14 protein-coding genes, 1 pseudogene and 1 other annotated feature are annotated in these 18558 nt (G+C 32.7%); all 15 genes and pseudogenes read left to right on the top strand.

All coding sequences use genetic code 11. The annotated features are described in order from the left end of the window. Positions 1–17: 17 nt before the first annotated feature. The 15 genes and pseudogenes from ACZ446_RS10575 (at position 18) to fumC (ending at position 18200) form a co-directional block, all read left to right on the top strand. A complete protein-coding gene (locus tag ACZ446_RS10575) occupies positions 18–1373 on the top strand; it encodes an HD domain-containing phosphohydrolase (RefSeq protein WP_464392522.1) in 1356 nt (451 codons plus the stop codon). 71 nt (positions 1374–1444) lie between these two features. Further along, positions 1445–1655, top strand: a binding site (T-box leader). 121 nt (positions 1656–1776) lie between these two features. Then, on the top strand, positions 1777–2988 hold the full coding sequence (locus tag ACZ446_RS10570; protein ID WP_464392521.1) for an argininosuccinate synthase: 1212 nt from the start codon (positions 1777–1779) through the stop codon (positions 2986–2988). A 3-nt stretch (positions 2989–2991) separates the two neighbouring features. Next, positions 2992–4398: an argininosuccinate lyase gene (gene argH / locus ACZ446_RS10565; RefSeq protein ID WP_464392520.1), complete on the top strand. Its 1407-nt coding sequence runs from the start codon at positions 2992–2994 to the stop codon at positions 4396–4398. A 149-nt stretch (positions 4399–4547) separates the two neighbouring features. Then, positions 4548–5816 (top strand): M48 family metallopeptidase, encoded by a 1269-nt coding sequence (locus ACZ446_RS10560; protein WP_464392519.1) that lies wholly within the window; start codon positions 4548–4550, stop codon positions 5814–5816. 31 nt (positions 5817–5847) lie between these two features. Beyond that, positions 5848–6393: an ECF transporter S component gene (locus tag ACZ446_RS10555; protein WP_464392518.1), complete on the top strand. Its 546-nt coding sequence runs from the start codon at positions 5848–5850 to the stop codon at positions 6391–6393. Positions 6394–6459: 66 nt separating this feature from the next. After that, entirely contained in the window at positions 6460–7302 is an 843-nt protein-coding gene (locus ACZ446_RS10550; protein WP_464392517.1) for a PfkB family carbohydrate kinase, read from the top strand. A 36-nt stretch (positions 7303–7338) separates the two neighbouring features. Next, positions 7339–8394, top strand: a complete 1056-nt coding sequence (locus ACZ446_RS10545) for an HD-GYP domain-containing protein (RefSeq protein WP_464392516.1) — start codon at positions 7339–7341, stop codon at positions 8392–8394. A gap of 234 nt (positions 8395–8628) precedes the next feature. Further along, on the top strand, positions 8629–10815 hold the full coding sequence (locus ACZ446_RS10540) for a cell division protein FtsA (RefSeq protein ID WP_464392515.1): 2187 nt from the start codon (positions 8629–8631) through the stop codon (positions 10813–10815). A 24-nt stretch (positions 10816–10839) separates the two neighbouring features. After that, positions 10840–11817 (top strand): type I phosphomannose isomerase catalytic subunit, encoded by a 978-nt coding sequence (locus ACZ446_RS10535; protein WP_464392514.1) that lies wholly within the window; start codon positions 10840–10842, stop codon positions 11815–11817. Positions 11818–11900: 83 nt separating this feature from the next. After that, positions 11901–12539: a DUF2238 domain-containing protein gene (locus tag ACZ446_RS10530; RefSeq protein WP_464392513.1), complete on the top strand. Its 639-nt coding sequence runs from the start codon at positions 11901–11903 to the stop codon at positions 12537–12539. Positions 12540–12567: 28 nt separating this feature from the next. Then, positions 12568–13344 (top strand): IclR family transcriptional regulator, encoded by a 777-nt coding sequence (locus ACZ446_RS10525; protein WP_464392512.1) that lies wholly within the window; start codon positions 12568–12570, stop codon positions 13342–13344. A gap of 80 nt (positions 13345–13424) precedes the next feature. After that, a complete protein-coding gene (locus ACZ446_RS10520; protein WP_464392511.1) occupies positions 13425–14471 on the top strand; it encodes an acyl-CoA dehydratase activase-related protein in 1047 nt (348 codons plus the stop codon). A 1-nt stretch (position 14472) separates the two neighbouring features. Beyond that, positions 14473–15555, top strand: coding sequence for an acyl-CoA dehydratase activase-related protein (locus ACZ446_RS10515; RefSeq protein WP_464392510.1), 1083 nt, complete (start codon positions 14473–14475; stop codon positions 15553–15555). After that, positions 15556–16521: pseudogene (locus ACZ446_RS10510) on the top strand (acyl-CoA dehydratase activase); the annotation flags it as partial. It lies immediately after the preceding gene. Positions 16522–16805: 284 nt separating this feature from the next. Continuing rightward, complete coding sequence (gene fumC, locus ACZ446_RS10505; protein ID WP_464392509.1) at positions 16806–18200, top strand: class II fumarate hydratase; 1395 nt, start codon at positions 16806–16808, stop codon at positions 18198–18200. The last annotated feature ends 358 nt before the right edge of the window (positions 18201–18558 follow it).

The following is an 18558-nucleotide window of genomic DNA, read 5'->3' as shown; positions in this document are numbered from 1 at the left end:
AATAGGATGTGGTTATTTTGCAGGGTTTATATAAATTTTTAGAGGGGGAAAGTTCTTCTTTAGAGACAAATATTTATACAAAAGCTTCAATGGTGGCAATGTCTCATGCTGTTGAAAAAATTATTAAAGAATATCAATTATTTGCAGATATTTATGTTTTATTTCAGGATTATAAGTATTTTTTATATGAAAGAAAAAGATATTTAGAATTTGATCAAATTTGTCGTCAGATCTTTGTTTTTGCTCATAACATTCCTGAAAATGCTGATAATGATTTCGTTAATACTACGTTTATAGAACTTGATGAAAAATCTTCTTTACTGGATGAGTGGGCGGTGACTGTAATTCATCCTGATTATTCAGCAGTTTTGTCTACAAAGGAAGAACCTGGACTTCAGAGAATCAATAAAGAAGACTATAGAGTTTTCAATGGTTTTTTGAGTTTAGACAATCAGACTGCCCAACATTCAGCTGAATATTATCATAATTTATTAGATAAAAAAAATGTTTTTTATTCTAAAGAGGAATGGAAGTCTTCAGATTTAAAGAATCAAAAGCCAAAATTAGAAAAAATTATTTCACTTTTTGTAAATGATTCTCTCTTTGAATTAGAAAATAAACTCCGAACTCTAGAGGAAAAAGAGATGAAGCTGAAAAAGCTGCTTAATGATAATAAAGAATTGAGTCGGGAAACAATGCAAAAATTGTGTGAAGCAGCAGAGTTTAAGGATGAAGACAGTCTATTTCATATTTTAAGAATAGCTTTTACTTCTGCCCTGATTTTTAGAGAGATGGGGGCAGGAAAAAAAGTTATGGAAAATATTTTTTATGCTTCACTTCTACATGATATTGGTAAAATTGGTATACCTGATTCAATATTACAAAAACCAGGAAAGTTAACTGATAAAGAATATGAAACAATGCAGAATCATTCCCGAATTGGCGCTAAAATTCTGTCTGATTCACGCTCCGAAGTTCTAAATATGGCTTATAAGATCGCCTATTCTCATCACGAAAAATGGGATGGCAGTGGCTACCCTCAGGGTTTAAAAGGAAAAGAAATACCAGTTGAAGCTAGGATTGTAGCTATTGCTGATGTTTTTGATGCTCTATCTTCTAAAAGGGTTTATAAAGAAACCTTTTCTAGAGAAAAATGTGTGAAAATAGTCAGCAGCGAAAGAAATAAACATTTTCAGGGAGAAATTTTAGATATATTGCTTGATAATTTAGATTATATTTATGATTTCAGAAGCTTTTTAAAAGATTTTGCAGATGGAAAAACAGTTAGAGAAATTTCTGATCATTTTTTTGCAGTAAATTTTAATGTAGCTCAATTTATCAAAAAAATTAAAAATGATACTATCACAGCATAATTATAAAATATATTTCAAAACACTTGCAAAAATCTTTATAATACTATATAATACTAAAAAATAAACAAATATATTAACCTGTGAACAGAAGAGTAAGAATTATAGTGGAGTTAGCGAATCGAGGATGGTGGAAGCTCGAGCAAGCTATATTTCTGAAGCGCATCTGGGAGGTTTTTTTCTGAAATTAATTAGGAAAAAACGTAGAATTGCGTTAAATTAACTGAAAGTGGATAAAATTTTTATCAATCAGAGTGGTACCACGGATATTAACCTGTCTCTATAATATAGAGGTGGGTTTTTGTTATTTTTAGCAGCTTTTTTGCTAAACTAAATGCTTTTAAACTATTAGGATTAAGTTATTATTGTCAATCAGAGAGTAGAAATCTAAGGAGGAAATTTTAAAATGGCAGAAAAAGAAATTAAGAAGATTTTGTTGGCGTATTCAGGTGGTTTAGATACTTCGGTAGCTATTAAATGGCTGCAGGATAAGTATGATGCAGAAATTATTACTTATACAGCTCATTTAGGTCAGCCTCAGGATTGGGATGCTGTAGAAGAAAAGGCTCTGGCAACAGGAGCAAGTAAAGCCTATATTGATGATATTAGAGAAGAATTTATTACAGAATATGTATACCCTGCTTTAAAAGTTAACGCTATGTATCAGGAAAAATATCCTTTAGCAACAGCACTGGCAAGACCGTTAATTTCTAAAAGAATGGTTGAGATTGCAAAAAAAGAAGGAGTAGATGCTTTAGCTCACGGCTGTACAGGTAAGGGAAATGATCAGGTTCGTTTTGAGGTGTCATTTAAAGCTCTGGCTCCTGAAATGGAAATAATTGCACCTTTAAGAGATTGGGAATTTGTTTCTAGAGATGCAGAAATCGAGTATGCAGAAGCAAATGACATTCCGGTTAAAGCGACAAAGGACAGCCCTTATAGTATTGATCAAAATCTCTGGGGGATTAGTATTGAATGTGGAATTTTAGAAGATCCCTGGGCTGAGCCACCTGCAGATGCTTACCAGTGGACAAAAGATGTAGATGATACTCCAGATAAGCCTAAATATTTAACAATAGATTTTGAAGAAGGTATTCCAACAGCTATTGATGGTGAAAAAATGGATCCAATTACAATGGTTGAAAAATTAAATGAGATAGGATCTGAATATGGAGTTGGTAGAATTGACATGTTAGAAGATAGACTTGTTGGAATCAAATCCAGAGAAATATACGAAGCGCCAGCTGGTGAAATTTTAATAACTGCTCATAAGGCTTTAGAAGATTTAACACTTGACCGAGATACTAAAAACTATAAGGCAGCAATGTCAGCTAAATATGCAGAATTAACATATAATGGTCTCTGGTTCTCACCTTTAAGAGATGCCCTGGATGCTTTTGTTGATAAATCACAGCAAACTGTAACGGGAACTGTAAAAATTAAATTGTATAAAGCAAAGTGTACTTTAGCAGGTAGAAAATCTGAGTACTCATTATATGATCATGGGCTTGCTACTTATGATGAAAGTGATAATTTTGATCATAAAGCAGCACCTGGTTTTATTAATCTCTGGGCCTTACCAGTACAGGTAGCAAATCAGAAAAAGAGAGAAGAGTAAATTATGGCAAAAAGCAAACTATGGGGAGGAAGATTTGAAGCCAGCACTTCTGAATTAATGGACCAGTTTAATGCTTCCCTTCCTTTTGATATTAATCTAATGCAGTATGATATTAAAGGCAGTTTGGCCCATGTTAAGATGCTTGGTAGACAGGAAATTTTGAGCAAATCTGAAGTTGAAAAGATTACTGAAGGTTTAAAATCTGTTAAAAAAGAATTAGAAACTGAATTAGAGGCAGGAAGTTTTGATTTTAATGAAGCTGAAGATATTCACAGCCTGGTTGAAGCTAGATTAACTGCTAAAATTGGAGAAGTTGGTGGTAAACTGCATACAGGGCGAAGCCGTAATGATCAGGTTGCTCTTGATTTAAGATTATATCTTAGAGACCAAACAGAGCAGATTATGGATCTGATTCTGAGCTTTATGCAGGTTGTTTTGGATCTGGCTGAAGAACATATAGAAACGATAATGCCTGGTTATACTCATCTCCAGCGGGCTCAGGCCTTAACATTTGGCCATCATCTTCTGGCTTATTATTTTAAATTTAAACGTGATTATGAGCGTTTTGCAGATTCTTTAAAAAGGATCAACGTTTCTCCCTTAGGTTCAGGGGCTCTTGCCGGTAGTTCTTTTGCTTTGGATCGGGACTTTACTGCTGAAGAACTGGGTTTTGCTAGAGCCTGTGAAAATTCTATGGATGGTGTCAGCGACCGAGATTTTGTTCTAGAATTCCTTGCTGTGGCTTCAAACTTAATGCTGCATTTAAGTCGTTTAAGTGAGGAAATAATTCTATGGAACTCCAAAGAATATTCATTTATTGAATTAGCAGATCAGTATACAACTGGTAGTTCAATTATGCCGCAGAAGAAAAATCCTGATTTAGCAGAGTTGGTTCGTGGGAAAACCGGTAGAGTTATCGGTAGTTTAAATCAGTTAATGATCACAATTAAAGGTCTGCCGCTTGCATATAATAAAGACCTGCAGGAGGACAAAGAAGGCCTTTTTGATAGTGTTAGCACTGTCAAAGTGATTTTAGAATTATACCCGGAAATGTTGAAAACTATGACTGTTAAAAAAGATAAGATGAGGCAGGCTGCTTCTACAGGTTTTCTTAATGCAACTGAATTAGCAGATTATCTAGCAGCTAATAATATACCTTTCCGTCAGGCCCACCAAATTGTAGGAGAGGCAGTTTTATTTGCTGCCAAAAAAGAGAAAGAACTTGATCAGCTGCAGCAGTCAGACTGGGATCAAATTTTAGGTGAATATCTAGATGTTGAGGCTGAAGAATTGAAAGCAAAACTTTCGGTTGAAGCAGCTGTTAACTCTCATTCAACCAAAGGTGGTCCTGCATTTTCTGAAAGCAAAAAAGTTGTAGAAAAAGAAAAAAATTTTTTAGCAGAACAATAATTTGAAGTTCGAAAATATCAATGAAAAATATTAAAACAATTAGCAACCCCTTTTTTAGTTTACAATAATTCTAAATTAGGGGTTTTATTTTTATCAAAAAAGTAATACAATAAATATATAGCAAAATACTTAAGATTGGAGGAATAGATTTGAAAAAAATAAACATTATTTCAAAGAATATATTTAGAGTAACTATTATCTTAATTATGCTTCTAGCTATAAGCTCTACATCAGTTTTAGCTTTTTCCGATTATGAAAAAGATGTTGCAGAACAATTATATAATGATTTAGATCAGAAATATGAAATTACAGAGTTTAAGCCCGAAACATTAGAATATCAAACACTAAAAAGACTGGAAGCTAATATTGTAAATAAAAATTTCAAAAATGTAAAATTCAAACTTCATCATATTGATGATAAGCTAATTAATGCTTATTATATTGGTAATGGCAATATTATGATATTTGAAGGTCTGCTGCAGGAATTGAAAACGGAAGATCAATTAGCTGCTTTAATTGCTCATGAAATGGGGCATGCAGTTAGAGAACATCTAACTGAAGATCTGCAGAGAAATATGAGCCTTTCGATTATAAACCTATTATTTAATCACTTTACAGAAAATGATTATCAGCTAATGTCTAATATTGCCCAAAATTTAATTGCAAATGGCTATTCCAGAGAACAGGAACAGGAATCGGATATTTACGCTGTAGATTTAATGATGAGAAGTGGTTATAATCCAGAGGGATTAATCGAGTTAATGAAAATTTTCAAAGAGAATAGTCACAATCTTAAACTATTAGAATTTACTCAAACTCATCCAATACCTGAGAGCAGGATTGAATATCTGCAGGATTATATAGCGAAAAAGAAAAATCAAGAAGCTGCTCAAAATACTGCAGATACAGAAACCAATCAAAAAAGTGAACTGAGTCAAAATACGCCTGCTGAAGATGTTAAAGTTGGAGGAGATGCTGCTTTAAAACAAAATTTCCAGGGGGAAATAGTTAGTTTTTCTTATCCTGAAAGCTGGACACTCCAGAAAGCTGCAGCAGCTAGTAAAGACATTAAGCTAAACTATCAGATTCAGTCTGCAGAGCTTAAAGGAGGATTTTCTCTGGAAGATTTAAGCAAAAAAACTTTCATGGAGACAGCGAGGAAACAATTTATATATGCATCAATTTCAGCAGAAGAAGCAGGAGCAGAAGTTAAAGAAAATACAATTGAAGACAATAAACTTGATATTTACAAATTAGAAGTTATTAAAAATGGTCAGTTCAGGCTTGAATATTTTATCAGTCAGAAAGATGAACAAAAGCTGCTGCATTTTAATTTTAAACTAGATAATAAGGATCAGGCTGAGTCAAGGAGTTTAATTAATCAGCTTCTCAAAACAATTAAATTTTTAGAAGAATAAAAAATATAATTATATAATTGGAGTGAGTATTTTGAAAAATGAAACTAGAAAATTAGTGTGGGCAAGCTTTTTGTTGATTTTGGGCATAATTTTGCCAAGAATAGTTAATTTTGCTGGTAGTCCTACTTTAGGTAATTTAATTTCACCAATGCATATTCCCGTCTTTTTAACTGGTCTGATTCTTGGTCCATTTTATGGTGGATTAGTAGGGGTTGTTACTCCTTTACTCAGCACCTTAATTTTTGCTCTACCACCTTTGATGCCGCCGATTACTATTTTAATGGCCTTTGAACTTGCTGCTTTTGGCCTAACAGTTGGCTATTTATATTCAAATAAGGCCAAAAACATATATTTAAGTTTGATTGCAGCAATGATTGTGGGTCGTTTTATCTATGGTATAGCTTTAATTACAGTTGGGCCTATCTTTAACTTTAATCCTCCATTTATTCCATTTATGCAGGGAGCATTTGTTACTGGAATTCCGGGGATGGTAATTCAATTATTGATAATTCCACCGATCATAAAGAAAATTAAACCAGTTAAAAAGTTTTCTGATTTTAATAGAAAGTTAGATTAAACTTTATGCTGGTTAGCTTAAGTTGTAAAATTTCAAATACAAAATAAGTTTTAAGGAGGGATAATTATGAATTATGATATATTTGTTGTAGGAGATAATATAGCTGATTATTACCCATCAGAAAAGAAAATTTACGCCGGTGGTGGTGCTTATAACACAGCTGTAATCGCTAAAAGATTGGGGGCCAAATCAGCCTATTATGGTGTTTTTGGGACTGATGAAAATGCCAAATTTTTATATGATACCTTAAAAAAAGAAGGTGTTGCTTATCCTGTTAATGACATTCGAAAAGGCAGAAATGCTGTTTCTATAATTATGAAAGATGGGGCGAAAGCTATTGTAGAGGCAGTAGATAAGGGTGTATATAAGAATCTAAGTATCAACAAAAATGTGCTTGAAATAATCAGGAACTCTAAAATTGTGCACAGCAATATTTATGCCTACTTTGAAGATTATTTACCCAAACTTCATTATAAAACACGATTGTCTTTTGATTTTTCATATTTAAGAAATAAAGAATATATCAAAGATATTATTCCTAAGGTAGATATAGCTTTCTTTTCTAAAAGTAAAAAAACAGAGGATCCACAAGAGTTTTTAAACTGGGTTTCTAAATTAGGGGTTGAGATCGCTGTTTTGACTCTGGGAGCAGATGGAGTTTTAATGACAGTTGGAGACCAAATAATAAAAAAAGAAGCCCATCCTACAGATCTCATTGATACTTTGGGTGCTGGTGATGCTTTTATCGCAGCATTTTTGTATAGTTTAATTAAAAATGATGAAAATTATAATTTAGCTTTAGATGAGGGTTTGAAATCTTCTGCAAAATACTGTAAAGTTAAAGGAGGACTTGGTATTTTTGAAAAAAGGGATAACGCCCCTAAAATATATAATAATGTACACAGTTAACTTTTTAAATTAGTCGAGGGAAGGGTTCAGAAAAATATGCGCTTAATTTTAACAAAAAACATTAGTGAAGATATGGAATTAGCTAGAGCAATCTATGAAAATGAAAATATATTATTAAATAAGGGTGTAAAAGATCTTTATAAATATAAAGATAAATTGCTTGAATTAGGAATAAAGCATCTGTATGTAAAAGATAAATATTCATATGATATTGAAGTTAATGAGACAATAAAAGCTAGTACAAGGCGCAAAGGTAAAAAGATTATTAAAAAAACTTTTGCTAAAATAAAAAAAGGTTTTTTTGATCTTGATACTAAAGATTTAAAGGATGTTATTCAGGATATAACAGATGATTTAGTTTTTAATGAAGATGTATTGTTAAATTTAGTCAGTTTAAAAAGCACAAGTAGTTACACTTACGAACATTCTGTTAATGTTAGTGTGATTTGTATTGCCTTAGGAAAGATGCTTGGTTATAACAAAGATGAGTTGTTTAAGCTAGGGATGGGCGCAATGCTGCATGATATAGGTAAAACTCTAATTCCTGAAGAAATTATCAATAAACCGGGCAGTTTAACCGAATATGAATATGAAGTAGTTAAAAATCATCCCCAATTGGGATTTAATTATTTGCAGGAAATTAATTCTATTAGTCCACTCTCTAGAATTGTTGTTTATTCTCACCATGAGCGAGTGGACGGTTCAGGATATCCACGTGGTCTTAAAGGTAACGAAATTCATGAATTTGCTAGAGTAGCAGCTATTGCAGATGTTTTCGATGCGTTGACCAGTGACAGAGTTTATAGAGATAAATGGCCGACATATAAAGCTGCAGAGTATATTACAAATAGTTCAGAAACATTATTTGATTATCATTTAGTTAAAAAAATTCTGCCCAGGGTTTCATTTTATCCTAATGGGACAGAAGTTATTTTAAGTATTGGCTACCGAGGTATTATAAAACAACAAAATATTGGATTTCCTACCCGACCTGTAATTAAACTCATTGAAGATGATGACGGAGAAGAGATTGATAAAACACTGGATCTTTTAAAACACCTAAATATAACAATAATTAAGGTAATAGCTTAAATTAAATATCCAATATTTTAAAATGGTAAAATTAAAAAATATGGTAAAATCAAAAAATAATATTTAATTATTAAGCTATTCTTCTTTTTTAAAAGTGAAGGATAGCTTTTTTAATAGCAGTATAATTAAGAATTTTAAAGGGATATTGCTTTCAATATAGAATATTATTAGCAGGAAAGAAAATAAGAAAAAACAAAAATTTGTGTTTATAGACATTTATAGGAGGCATCAATTATGACCGATGAGGTTACTTTTGCTCTGGATATTGGTACAAGAACAATAGTTGGGATATTAGTACAGAAAAACAAGGATAATTATAAGGTAATTCATTCCGCAGTGCGTGAACATCAAACCAGAGCAATGCTTGATGGTCAAATACATAATGTTGCAAGAGTTGCAGAAGCTGTAGCAGAAGTAAAAGAAGAGTTAGAAGAAAAATCAGGCTTAACTCTAAAAACTACAGCGATTGCAGCTGCAGGTAGAGCATTAAAAACGGTAAATCAAAGTTATGAGATAGAATTAGATAAAAATAGATATATTGAAGAAGATGATTTAAAAACTCTAGAATTAGAGGCAATACAGCAGGCTCAAAAACAGCTAAAAAGTGTAAAAGGTAAACAAAATATAAAGCAGCAGGCTTATGAAGATAATTTTTCTGAAAAAAATATAGTAGATTATCATTTTGTGGGTTATACAGTACGGAAATACAAATTAGATGGTATGGAAATTGGACATTTGCTTGGTCAAAGAGGCAAAAATATGGAAGTTGAGCTGGTGGCTACTTTTCTGCCTCGAATTGTTATAGACTCACTATTTTCTGTAATCAATAGAGTTGGACTTGAGGTAGAGCATTTAACATTAGAGCCGATTGCTGCTTCTCATGTTGTAATTCCTGAAGCTATGAGCAGCTTTAATTTAGCCCTAGTAGATATTGGGGCAGGAACTTCTGATATTGCTATTACAAAAAATGGATCGATTTCCGGTTATGCTATGGTTCCAATTGCTGGTGATGAAATAACTGAAATTATATCTGAAAAGTTTTTAGTTGATTATAATTGTGCCGAGAAGTTAAAATGTGATATAAAAGAAAATGAAAGCTTGGCAGTAAAAACAATTTTAGGTGAGGAATTAACACTAAAAAGTGATGAAGTATTAAAAGCAGCTGAAAAAGAAATTGAAAATTTGTGTTCTAATATTGCTGAAAAGATCTTAGAAATTAACTCTACACCTCCTCAGGCAGTTATATTTATTGGAGGAGGAAGTTTAATTCCTGGTTTAAAAGAGAAATTTTCAGAAAAAATAGATATAATAGCAAGCAGAATTGGAATTAGAAAAAGAGAAGATTTAGATAATGTTGTTGGAGAAATTAGTGGGATAAATACTACTCAGACCTTAACCCCGATTGGAATAGCAGTTACAACAAGAGAGACTAAAAGTAAGGCTGTATTTATAGAAGTTGAAGTTAATGGTAGCTCTATAAATCTGCTTACATTGTCTAAGCCAACCTGTGCAGATGCTTTACTCGCTGCTGATATTGAAATAGAAAGCTTCAGACCGCACCCTGGAAGAGGCATTACGGCTGTGGTCAATGATGAGTTAAAAATTGTTAAAGGAGAAATGGGGAGTTCTGCAAAAATTTTGCTTAACGAGGAAGAAGCAGGACTAGAAACTAAGTTAAATAACGGTGATAAGATTAAATTCACCCCAGGGAAAGCTGGAACAGACGCAGAAGCTAAAATCATAGATTTAATCCCGGAAGCAGATATTTGTGAGTATGATATTTACTTAAATGGGACAAAAACTAAAGTTAGTACAAAGGTTTTTCAAAATGGAAAACTTGTAAATTATGATCAGGATTTAGTTGATGGTGCTGAAATAGAATATACAGTTCCTAGAACAGTTAGAGATGGTTTAGCTCAAATTCTGGAGATGCCCCCTGAAAAAATCAAAAATGAAAGTATATCATTTACTTTTAATGGCCAGCAAGAAAGGCTTGTCAAATCAAATTATTTTATAAGTTCAGAACAAAAGGAAGTGAATTTAGAGAGCAGATTAGAGGACGGAATGAGTCTAAATATTGAAGAAAGAGAAAATATTTCTTTTACAATTAAAGAGCTGCTTCAGAAAAAAGGAAGTAAAGACATAAATATTTATTTCAATAACAGTGAATTAACTGTTCCATCTCAGTATTGGGAAATTGAAGTGAATGGAGAGAGTGTGGAAGCTAATTATAAAATTCAAGCTGAAGATCAAATAAAGGCTGCCTCTCATCCTTTAACTATAAAGCATTTATTTAAACATATTAATTATGAAATTACTGAAAAAATGGAAAAGAGAATGAAATTAATTTTAAATGGAAATCAGGTCGACTTATCAGCAGAAATAAAAAATGACGATAACTTAAAAGTAAAGTTAGTTTAATAATAAGATCTTAGGAGGAAAATAATGTTTTATCCATTAAAATTTGATCATAAATATATTGAAAAAATTTGGGGAGGACGCAAATTAGAAAATTATAGAGAAGAAGTTCCCCAGGGAAATATTGGTGAAAGCTGGGATATATCAGCACAAGATGCTGAAACGAGTATTGCTGTAAATGGTAAGTTAGCAGGCAAGAGTCTAAAAGAATTAACTGAAATGTATCCTCAACAAATTCTTGGGGAAGCAGTTGAAGCTGATGAATTCCCATTATTACTTAAAATTATCGATGCTCAAACACAGCTTTCAATCCAGGTCCACCCAGATGATAATTATGCGAAAAAATATCCAGGTGAAGCAGGCAAAACTGAGGCCTGGTATGTAATAGATGCAGATGAAGATTCTCATTTGATTATTGGAACTGAAGATTGTACAGAAAGTGAATTTAAAAAAGCCGTACAAAATGATGAAATTAATCAATATATTCATAAAGTTAAGGTAGAAAAAGGAGATATCTTTTTTATTAAGGCTGGACTTCTTCATGCTATTGGGGCCGGGATTTTATTGGCAGAAGTACAGCAGAGCAGTGATACAACTTACCGGGTATATGATTATGGACGAAACAGGGAGCTTCATTTATCGAAGGCATTAGATGTTATTGATTTTCAGCTGCAGTCCGGGAAAAGAAAGGGCCTTAAGGTTTGTGGTGAAGATTATGATTACAGCTACTATTGTTTGAATGATAAATTTGCAGTTGATATTATAAAAATCAAGAAAAAATTCGAAGCTGTGGGAGAAGAAGATCGCTTCTATATCTTAACTGCTGTTGAAGGCCAGGGTAAAATAACCTGGGATAAGGAAGAACTAGAATTAAAGGAAACAGAAAGTATTTTAATTCCAGCCTATTGTGAGAGTTTTAAAATCGAAGGTGATTTAAAATTAATGAAAAGTTATGTTCCTGATTTAGAAAAAAGCAGAAAAGAAATTTTATCAATTGTTGAATAAAATTATATTGGATAATTCATATTGGCTAAAATATTTAAGTTGAGTTAAAAGAAAATAATTAATGGAATACGAAAGGGTTTTTTATGGATCAAGAAAAAATACAGCTTTACATAACGAGATTTTTTCTATTTTTATTGTTTGCTGCAGTGATAGGAAATTTTATAGCTCAAAATTGGCTCAACTTATTTACATCGATACTGGCCATAATTTTAATCTATTTGCCCGCTTATTTGACTGATAAGAATTATCTTCACATTCCCAATGGACTGCAGTTTTTTATTATAGTTTTTATCTTTGCCTCTATGTATTTGGGGGAGCAGAGAGAGTTTTACTATCGTTTTTGGTGGTGGGACAGCATGCTGCATATGATTTATGGCATGGGTATGGGTTTTATTGGTTTTGTAATGGTCTATGTACTTAATAAGAATGAAAATATTGATGTAGTTTTAAGTCCCATATTTGTTGCAGTTTTTGCATTTTCTTTTGCAGTAACTATTGGAGTTTTCTGGGAAATATTTGAGTTCTGGATGGATAATATTTTTGGGCTTAATATGCAGAAATCAGGCTTAGTAGATACAATGTTTGATCTAATGGAAGACTGTGTTGGGGCTTTTATCACCTCAGTAATTGGCTATTTTTATATAAAGAATAAAAGACCTTCACGCTTTCAAAGACACTTAAATGAGGTATTAGAAAAAAATAGTAAGTTTTTTAAAAAATAAAATTGATATTATGAGGAAGGAATTTATAATGGCAGCTAAGAAACCAAATCAGTTAATAAAATCTTTAGATAGAGCTTTAAATATACTTGAAGTAATTGTTGATAGCGAAAATGGAATGGGTGTTACAGAGATTAGTAGAGAACTTGATGTTCACAAAAGCACTGTTTACCGTCTGCTTGACACCTTAAAATATAGAGGTTATTTGGAAAAAAATGAAGATAACCATAAATATCTTGCAGGGATTAAATTATTTGAACTCAGCTCAAAAGTATTAAATGATATTGACAGCCGAATTCGAGTGCGTCCATATTTAGAGGAGTTAATGGAAAAAACAAAAGAGACTGTACATTTAGGTATTTTAGACGATGGGGAAATAATTTATCTTGATAAAGTTGAAAGTACAGCTACTATTCGGATGTATTCTCAGGTTGGTAAACGAGCTCCTGTTCATTCTACCAGTCTTGGTAAAACAATTGTAGCTCAGCTTCCAGAAGCTGAGGTCCGTAAAATATTAGAAGAAAAAGGAATGGTAGCTAAAACCAAAAATACGATTACTGATCCTGATAAATTTTTAGAACATTTAAAAGAGGTTAAAAAGCAGGGTTATGCTATTGATGATGAAGAACAGGAAAAAGATATTCGCTGTATAGCTGGTCCTATTTTTAATCACCGAGGTGAGGTTGTAGCTTCCTTTAGTATTTCTGCTCCAATCAGCAGGATGAACAAAAAAAGAATGGAAGATTTAGCTGAGCTGGTAGTTCAATATTCTGAAAAAATGTCCCGTTCACTTGGTTACAGTATCTAATTTCTTTGCAATTTTGTTAATTATACTATAAAATATTTATAAATTAGTAATAAATATAAAAGTTGTGGAGGCACTGATATATGAGAAAAAAGAGAATAGGTATCCCAAAGGCCCTGCTGTATTATTATTACTTTCCTTTCTGGCTGAAGCTTTTCTCTGAACTTAATCTGGAAACAGTAATTTCTGATAATACTTCCCGTGAACTGCTAGATCAGGGAGTAAAAAAATCATTATCCGAGATCTGTGTTCCAATTAAAGTTATTATTGGTCATATCTTAAATTTAGACCAAAAAGATGTTGACTATATTTTTCTTCCCCGGTTTCGTTCACTGAGGAAAGATGTTGTTTTATGTCCTAAATTTTTAGGGCTGCCGGATATGGTCAGTCATTCTTTACCATCCCTTAAAACAGAATTGATTATTGACCAAATAGATGACACCAGTGATAATATTGCCCATTATTCTAATCATAAAAAATTAGCAAAAAAATTAAATATTTCCAAAAAAGAGATGAAGCAAGCTTTAAATAAAGCATCTGTTTTATGGCAGCGATACCGAAATCTGCTTTTGGAGGGATATTTAATTGATGATTTTGCTAAAACAGGAAAAATTGAAATACTAGAAAGTTTAATTTCTAAATTTGAAGATAGCTCTAAGCTGCCTCAGAGCAGAAATAAAGAGCTGAAAAATCTCCGAAATGAACCAGTTTTAGATATTGCTTTAATTGGTTATGTCTATAATGTTTTTGATCAGTACATAAATATGGATATCATAAATACACTTAAAGAAATGGGAGTTAGAGTCCATACTTTTTCAATGGTGGCTGAAGAAATAATAGAAAAAGAGCTGTCAAAGCTTAGAAAGCCTATGTTTTGGGAGTTTACAAATAAATTATATGGAGCTGCTGAAAATTATTTTAAAAATGATAAAATTGATGGAGTAATTCATTTAACTGCTTTTGGATGTGGTCCTGATTCAATGCTGGGCCAGATTTTAGAGCTTGATGCCAAAGACTATAAGAAGCCATTTATGACTTTAAGAATTGATGAACAGACTGGTGAAAGCCATATTATTACAAGAATTGAAGCCTTTATAGATTTGCTTAGATTAAAAGAGGAGAAAAAATAAGATGAGATTATCATTTCCTTATATGGGACCAACAATAGTGTATAAAAAACTTTTTGAATTATTGGGGCATGATGTTGTTATGCCGCCCAGGCCTAATAAAGAAATTATTGATTTAGGGGTCAAATATAGTCCTGAATTTGCCTGTTTCCCTTTTAAAGTGATTACAGGTATTTATCTAAATTTGATGAAAAAAAATGTTGAGACTTTGGTCACTAGTGGTGGTCACGGCCCCTGTAGAGCTGGTTATTATGGTGAAGTACATAAAAAAATCCTTAAAGATTTAGGTTATGATGTGGAAATAATAGTTATAGATTCACCTCACGATGATTATAAATATTTTTATGATGTTATTAAAAAACTAAAAGGTAATAGCTCCTGGTTTAAAGTTTTTAGAGTTATTAAGACTATCTATGAACTAACCAAAGCTATGGATCAGGTAGAAAAAAGGATCGAGATTTTAAGAGCATATAATGATAATGGAACTATTAACAAGATCTGGATAGAAGCTCAGCAAGAATTTTATCAGATCAAGACAATAGAAGATATAAAAAAGATTAAAGATAAATATTTAAATAAACTGGCTCAGTTTAAAGAGACAATACCGGAGGCAGAACAGCGCTATAAAATAGGAATTATTGGAGAGATTTATGTTGTTTTAGAGCAGTCGATTAACAATCAGATTGAAGAAAAGGTAAATTATTTCGGCTTTGAAGTTGAGCGTTCACAGTATTTGACAGACTGGATTCGAGAAAATGCTTTTCCTTTTGCAGGTAAAGAGTTAGAAGAAATTAAAGCTAAGGGAGAAGAATTTATAGAAATTGAAATAGGTGGTCATGCTCAGGGAAATATTGGACATGCAATTGATTTTAAAGAAAGAGGTTTTGATGGAATTATTCACCTTAAACCATTTGGCTGTTTACCAGAATTGGTATCTCAGAGTGTTATAGATGATTTATCTGAAAAATATGAAATCCCTGTTTTAACTATTTCTATAGATGAACAAACAGCTGATGCAAATGTATTAACCAGAGTTGAAGCATTTTTAGACATGATAAAAGAGAAGGATTTAAGGGAGGTAATGTAGATGAAAAATCTATATCTGGGTGTGGATATTGGATCAGTCAGCATCAATATTGTAGCAATTGATGAAGAAAATGATCTGCAGTTTAAACTCTATACTCGTAACTCAGGTAATCCCATTGAATTAGTTAAGAAGGGATTGACCAAATTTAAAAATGAAATGAATCAAAAAGAATATAAAATCACGGGAGTTGGAGTGACAGGTAGCGGCAGACAGCTGATTGCCTATGTTCTTGGTGCAGATACTGTCAAAAATGAAATTACTGCTCATGCAAGAGCTTCAACCTATTATCATCCTGAGGCAGGCACTATTTTTGAAATTGGGGGCCAGGATTCTAAGTTAATTATTGTAGAAGATGGAATTGCGGTTGATTTTGCAATGAATACTGTTTGTGCAGCTGGTACAGGTTCTTTTCTTGACCATCAGGCAGAAAGATTGGGAATTCCAATTGAAGATTTTGGTGGATTAGCCCTGGAAGCAAATAGAGATGTTAGGATTGCCGGACGCTGTACTGTTTTTGCTGAATCTGATATGATATCTAAACAGCAGTATGGATTTACTAAAGCTGAAATTATTAAGGGATTATCAGAAGCTCTGGTTAGAAACTATATGAATAACCTTGTTCGCAATCGGGTTTTAGAGGGTGAATATATTTTTCAGGGGGGAGTAGCTGCCAATATTGGCATAAAGGCTGCTTTTGAGGAAGAAATTGATTCTACAGTAATTGTACCCAAACATCATGATGTGATGGGTGCTATCGGAATTGCGATGCTGGCTAAGCGGGATATAAAAAGAAAAAATCAGGAGAGCAATTTTAGAGGCTTTGATTTAACTAAAGAAGAGTTTGAGACCACAAGTTTTGAATGTGGAGATTGTGCTAATAATTGTGAGGTTATTAAAGTGATTGCTGATGGAACAGTAATTGCAGTGACTGGTGACCGATGCGGTAAATGGGCGGCTTCTTTAATTAGTGATAGTTCTTCAAAATTAAATTCCAGCAGCAGAAATGTAAAGAATTCCGATTTAACTGAGAATCTTCTTAATGAGTCTAAAGATGTAGAAGTTGAACTTTATAAAGTTGCTCCCGAAAAAGAAAAAAAGGTAATGAAAGAATTAAAAGAATTAGAAGAACAGAAAAAAAAGAATGAAGAAAAGCTGGATGAATCAGATAAAGGTGAAAAAGAAGATAACATTTATGTTTAAAAATATAATTAGAAATATCAAATAAACTAACAGCAGAAAAGAGGTTTTAGATGAATTATCGTATTGAAAATGATAGCTTAGGTGAGGTTAAGGTTCCATCTGATAAGCTTTATGGAGCTCAGACAGCTAGAGCGGTTGAAAATTTTCCTATTGGAACTGAAAAGATGCCTGTGGAAATAATTAGGGCTTATGGCATTGTCAAAAAAGCAGCTGTGCTGGCAAACTTTGAGCAGGACTTAATCAGTTCTGAAAAAAAGGATTATATTGCCAAAGCTGCTGGAGAATTAATTTCAGGAGAACTTGACGCGCATTTTCCTATTTCTCTTTGGCAGACAGGCTCTGGAACCCAAACAAATATGAATGTTAATGAGGTTCTGGCAAATAGGATTTCTCAAATGGCTGGTAAGGAATTAGGCAGCAAAAAACCTGTTCATCCAAATGATGATGTTAATATGTCTCAGTCTTCTAATGACACTTTTCCGACAGTGATGGCCCTGGCGGCTGTTATTAAAGTTGAGGATTTTTTACTGCCGGTATTTGATGATTTAAAAAAGGAGTTGGATAAAAAATCAGAAAAATATCAGGATCTTGTTAAAGTGGGAAGAACTCACCTGATGGATGCTACACCAATAACTTTGGGCCAGGAATTTTCAGCTTTTGCAGCACAGCTAACTGATATTATTGAAATGCTTAGAGACAGCTTAAAATATTTAAAAAAACTGCCACTGGGAGGAACAGCTGTTGGTACGGGATTGAATACTAAAGCCGGTTTTTCAGAAAAGGCAATTAAATACATAAATTTAGAAACTGATAAAGATTTTAGAGCAGCTGCAGATAAATCTGCTGGTATAGCAGCACATGATAGTTTTGTTAATTTAAGTGGAGTTTTAAAGACAGCAGCTTCATTTTTAATGAAATTAGCTAATGACACACGCTGGCTTGCCTCTGGACCAAGGTGTGGAATTGGAGAAATTAGAATCCCCAAAAATGAGCCTGGCAGCTCAATTATGCCGGGGAAAGTGAATCCAACTCAAGCTGAGGCATTGTTCCAGGCAGCAGCACAGGTTATGGCTAATGATACAGCGGTTAATATTGGTGGAGGTAGCGGTAATTTTCAATTGAATGTTGCTAAGCCACTGATTATTTATAATATACTGCAGTCAATTAGACTCCTTGCTGATTCTTCTGCTTCTTATAATGAGAGATGTTTAAGAGCTATTGAGGCTGATCAGGAACAGATTGCTTATTATTTAGAGAATTCATTAATGCTGGTTACAGCTTTAAATCCTGTAATTGGTTATGATAAATCAGCTGAGATTGCTCAAAAAGCTTTTAAAGAAAAGATCAGTTTAAAAAAAGCAGCTCTTGCTCTTGGTTATTTAACTGAATCAGAATTTGAAAAACATGTAGATCCCCAGAAAATGACTAAAGCAAATATTGATTAAATATCTGATGTCCTAAGAAATTTTTCTTAGGGCTTTTTTTCTTTGCCTAATTTGTCAAATTATTCTATAAATTATTCGGAAAACCTACGAATAAAAGGATAATAAAGCTTTTTTTGGTTAAAAAAAAGGAGATTTGCTAATTATATTGAATTAAATAAAAAGAGTAATCTGACAGCAGTAGAGAGATTAGCTTAAAAAAAATGAGCCTAGCTTACCTTCGTAAACGAGCTTAGAAAGACAAAGTGCGAAGGGAGCTGAATTTTAATGAAAAAGTTCTATATAGCTATTACAACAGCTTTAATAACTTTCGGTACTGCTATTTCTGTATTAGCAGACTCAAGTAGATGGTAAATTTTTT

The sequence above is a fragment of the Halanaerobium sehlinense genome (genome assembly GCF_055379485.1).
This window is presented reverse-complemented; position numbering and strand designations above follow the sequence as displayed.

What these genes read in the sequence shown, in the direction of transcription:
- fumC (WP_464392509.1), top strand. Translation starts at nt 16,806, where the DNA reads ATGAATTATCGTATTGAAAATGATAGCTTAGGTGAGGTTAAGGTTCCA.
- ACZ446_RS10540 (WP_464392515.1), top strand. Translation starts at nt 8,629, where the DNA reads ATGACCGATGAGGTTACTTTTGCTCTGGATATTGGTACAAGAACAATA.
- ACZ446_RS10530 (WP_464392513.1), top strand. Translation starts at nt 11,901, where the DNA reads ATGGATCAAGAAAAAATACAGCTTTACATAACGAGATTTTTTCTATTT.
- ACZ446_RS10525 (WP_464392512.1), top strand. Translation starts at nt 12,568, where the DNA reads ATGGCAGCTAAGAAACCAAATCAGTTAATAAAATCTTTAGATAGAGCT.
- ACZ446_RS10520 (WP_464392511.1), top strand. Translation starts at nt 13,425, where the DNA reads ATGAGAAAAAAGAGAATAGGTATCCCAAAGGCCCTGCTGTATTATTAT.
- ACZ446_RS10545 (WP_464392516.1), top strand. Translation starts at nt 7,339, where the DNA reads ATGCGCTTAATTTTAACAAAAAACATTAGTGAAGATATGGAATTAGCT.
- argH (WP_464392520.1), top strand. Translation starts at nt 2,992, where the DNA reads ATGGCAAAAAGCAAACTATGGGGAGGAAGATTTGAAGCCAGCACTTCT.
- ACZ446_RS10570 (WP_464392521.1), top strand. Translation starts at nt 1,777, where the DNA reads ATGGCAGAAAAAGAAATTAAGAAGATTTTGTTGGCGTATTCAGGTGGT.
- ACZ446_RS10550 (WP_464392517.1), top strand. Translation starts at nt 6,460, where the DNA reads ATGAATTATGATATATTTGTTGTAGGAGATAATATAGCTGATTATTAC.
- ACZ446_RS10535 (WP_464392514.1), top strand. Translation starts at nt 10,840, where the DNA reads ATGTTTTATCCATTAAAATTTGATCATAAATATATTGAAAAAATTTGG.
- ACZ446_RS10515 (WP_464392510.1), top strand. Translation starts at nt 14,473, where the DNA reads ATGAGATTATCATTTCCTTATATGGGACCAACAATAGTGTATAAAAAA.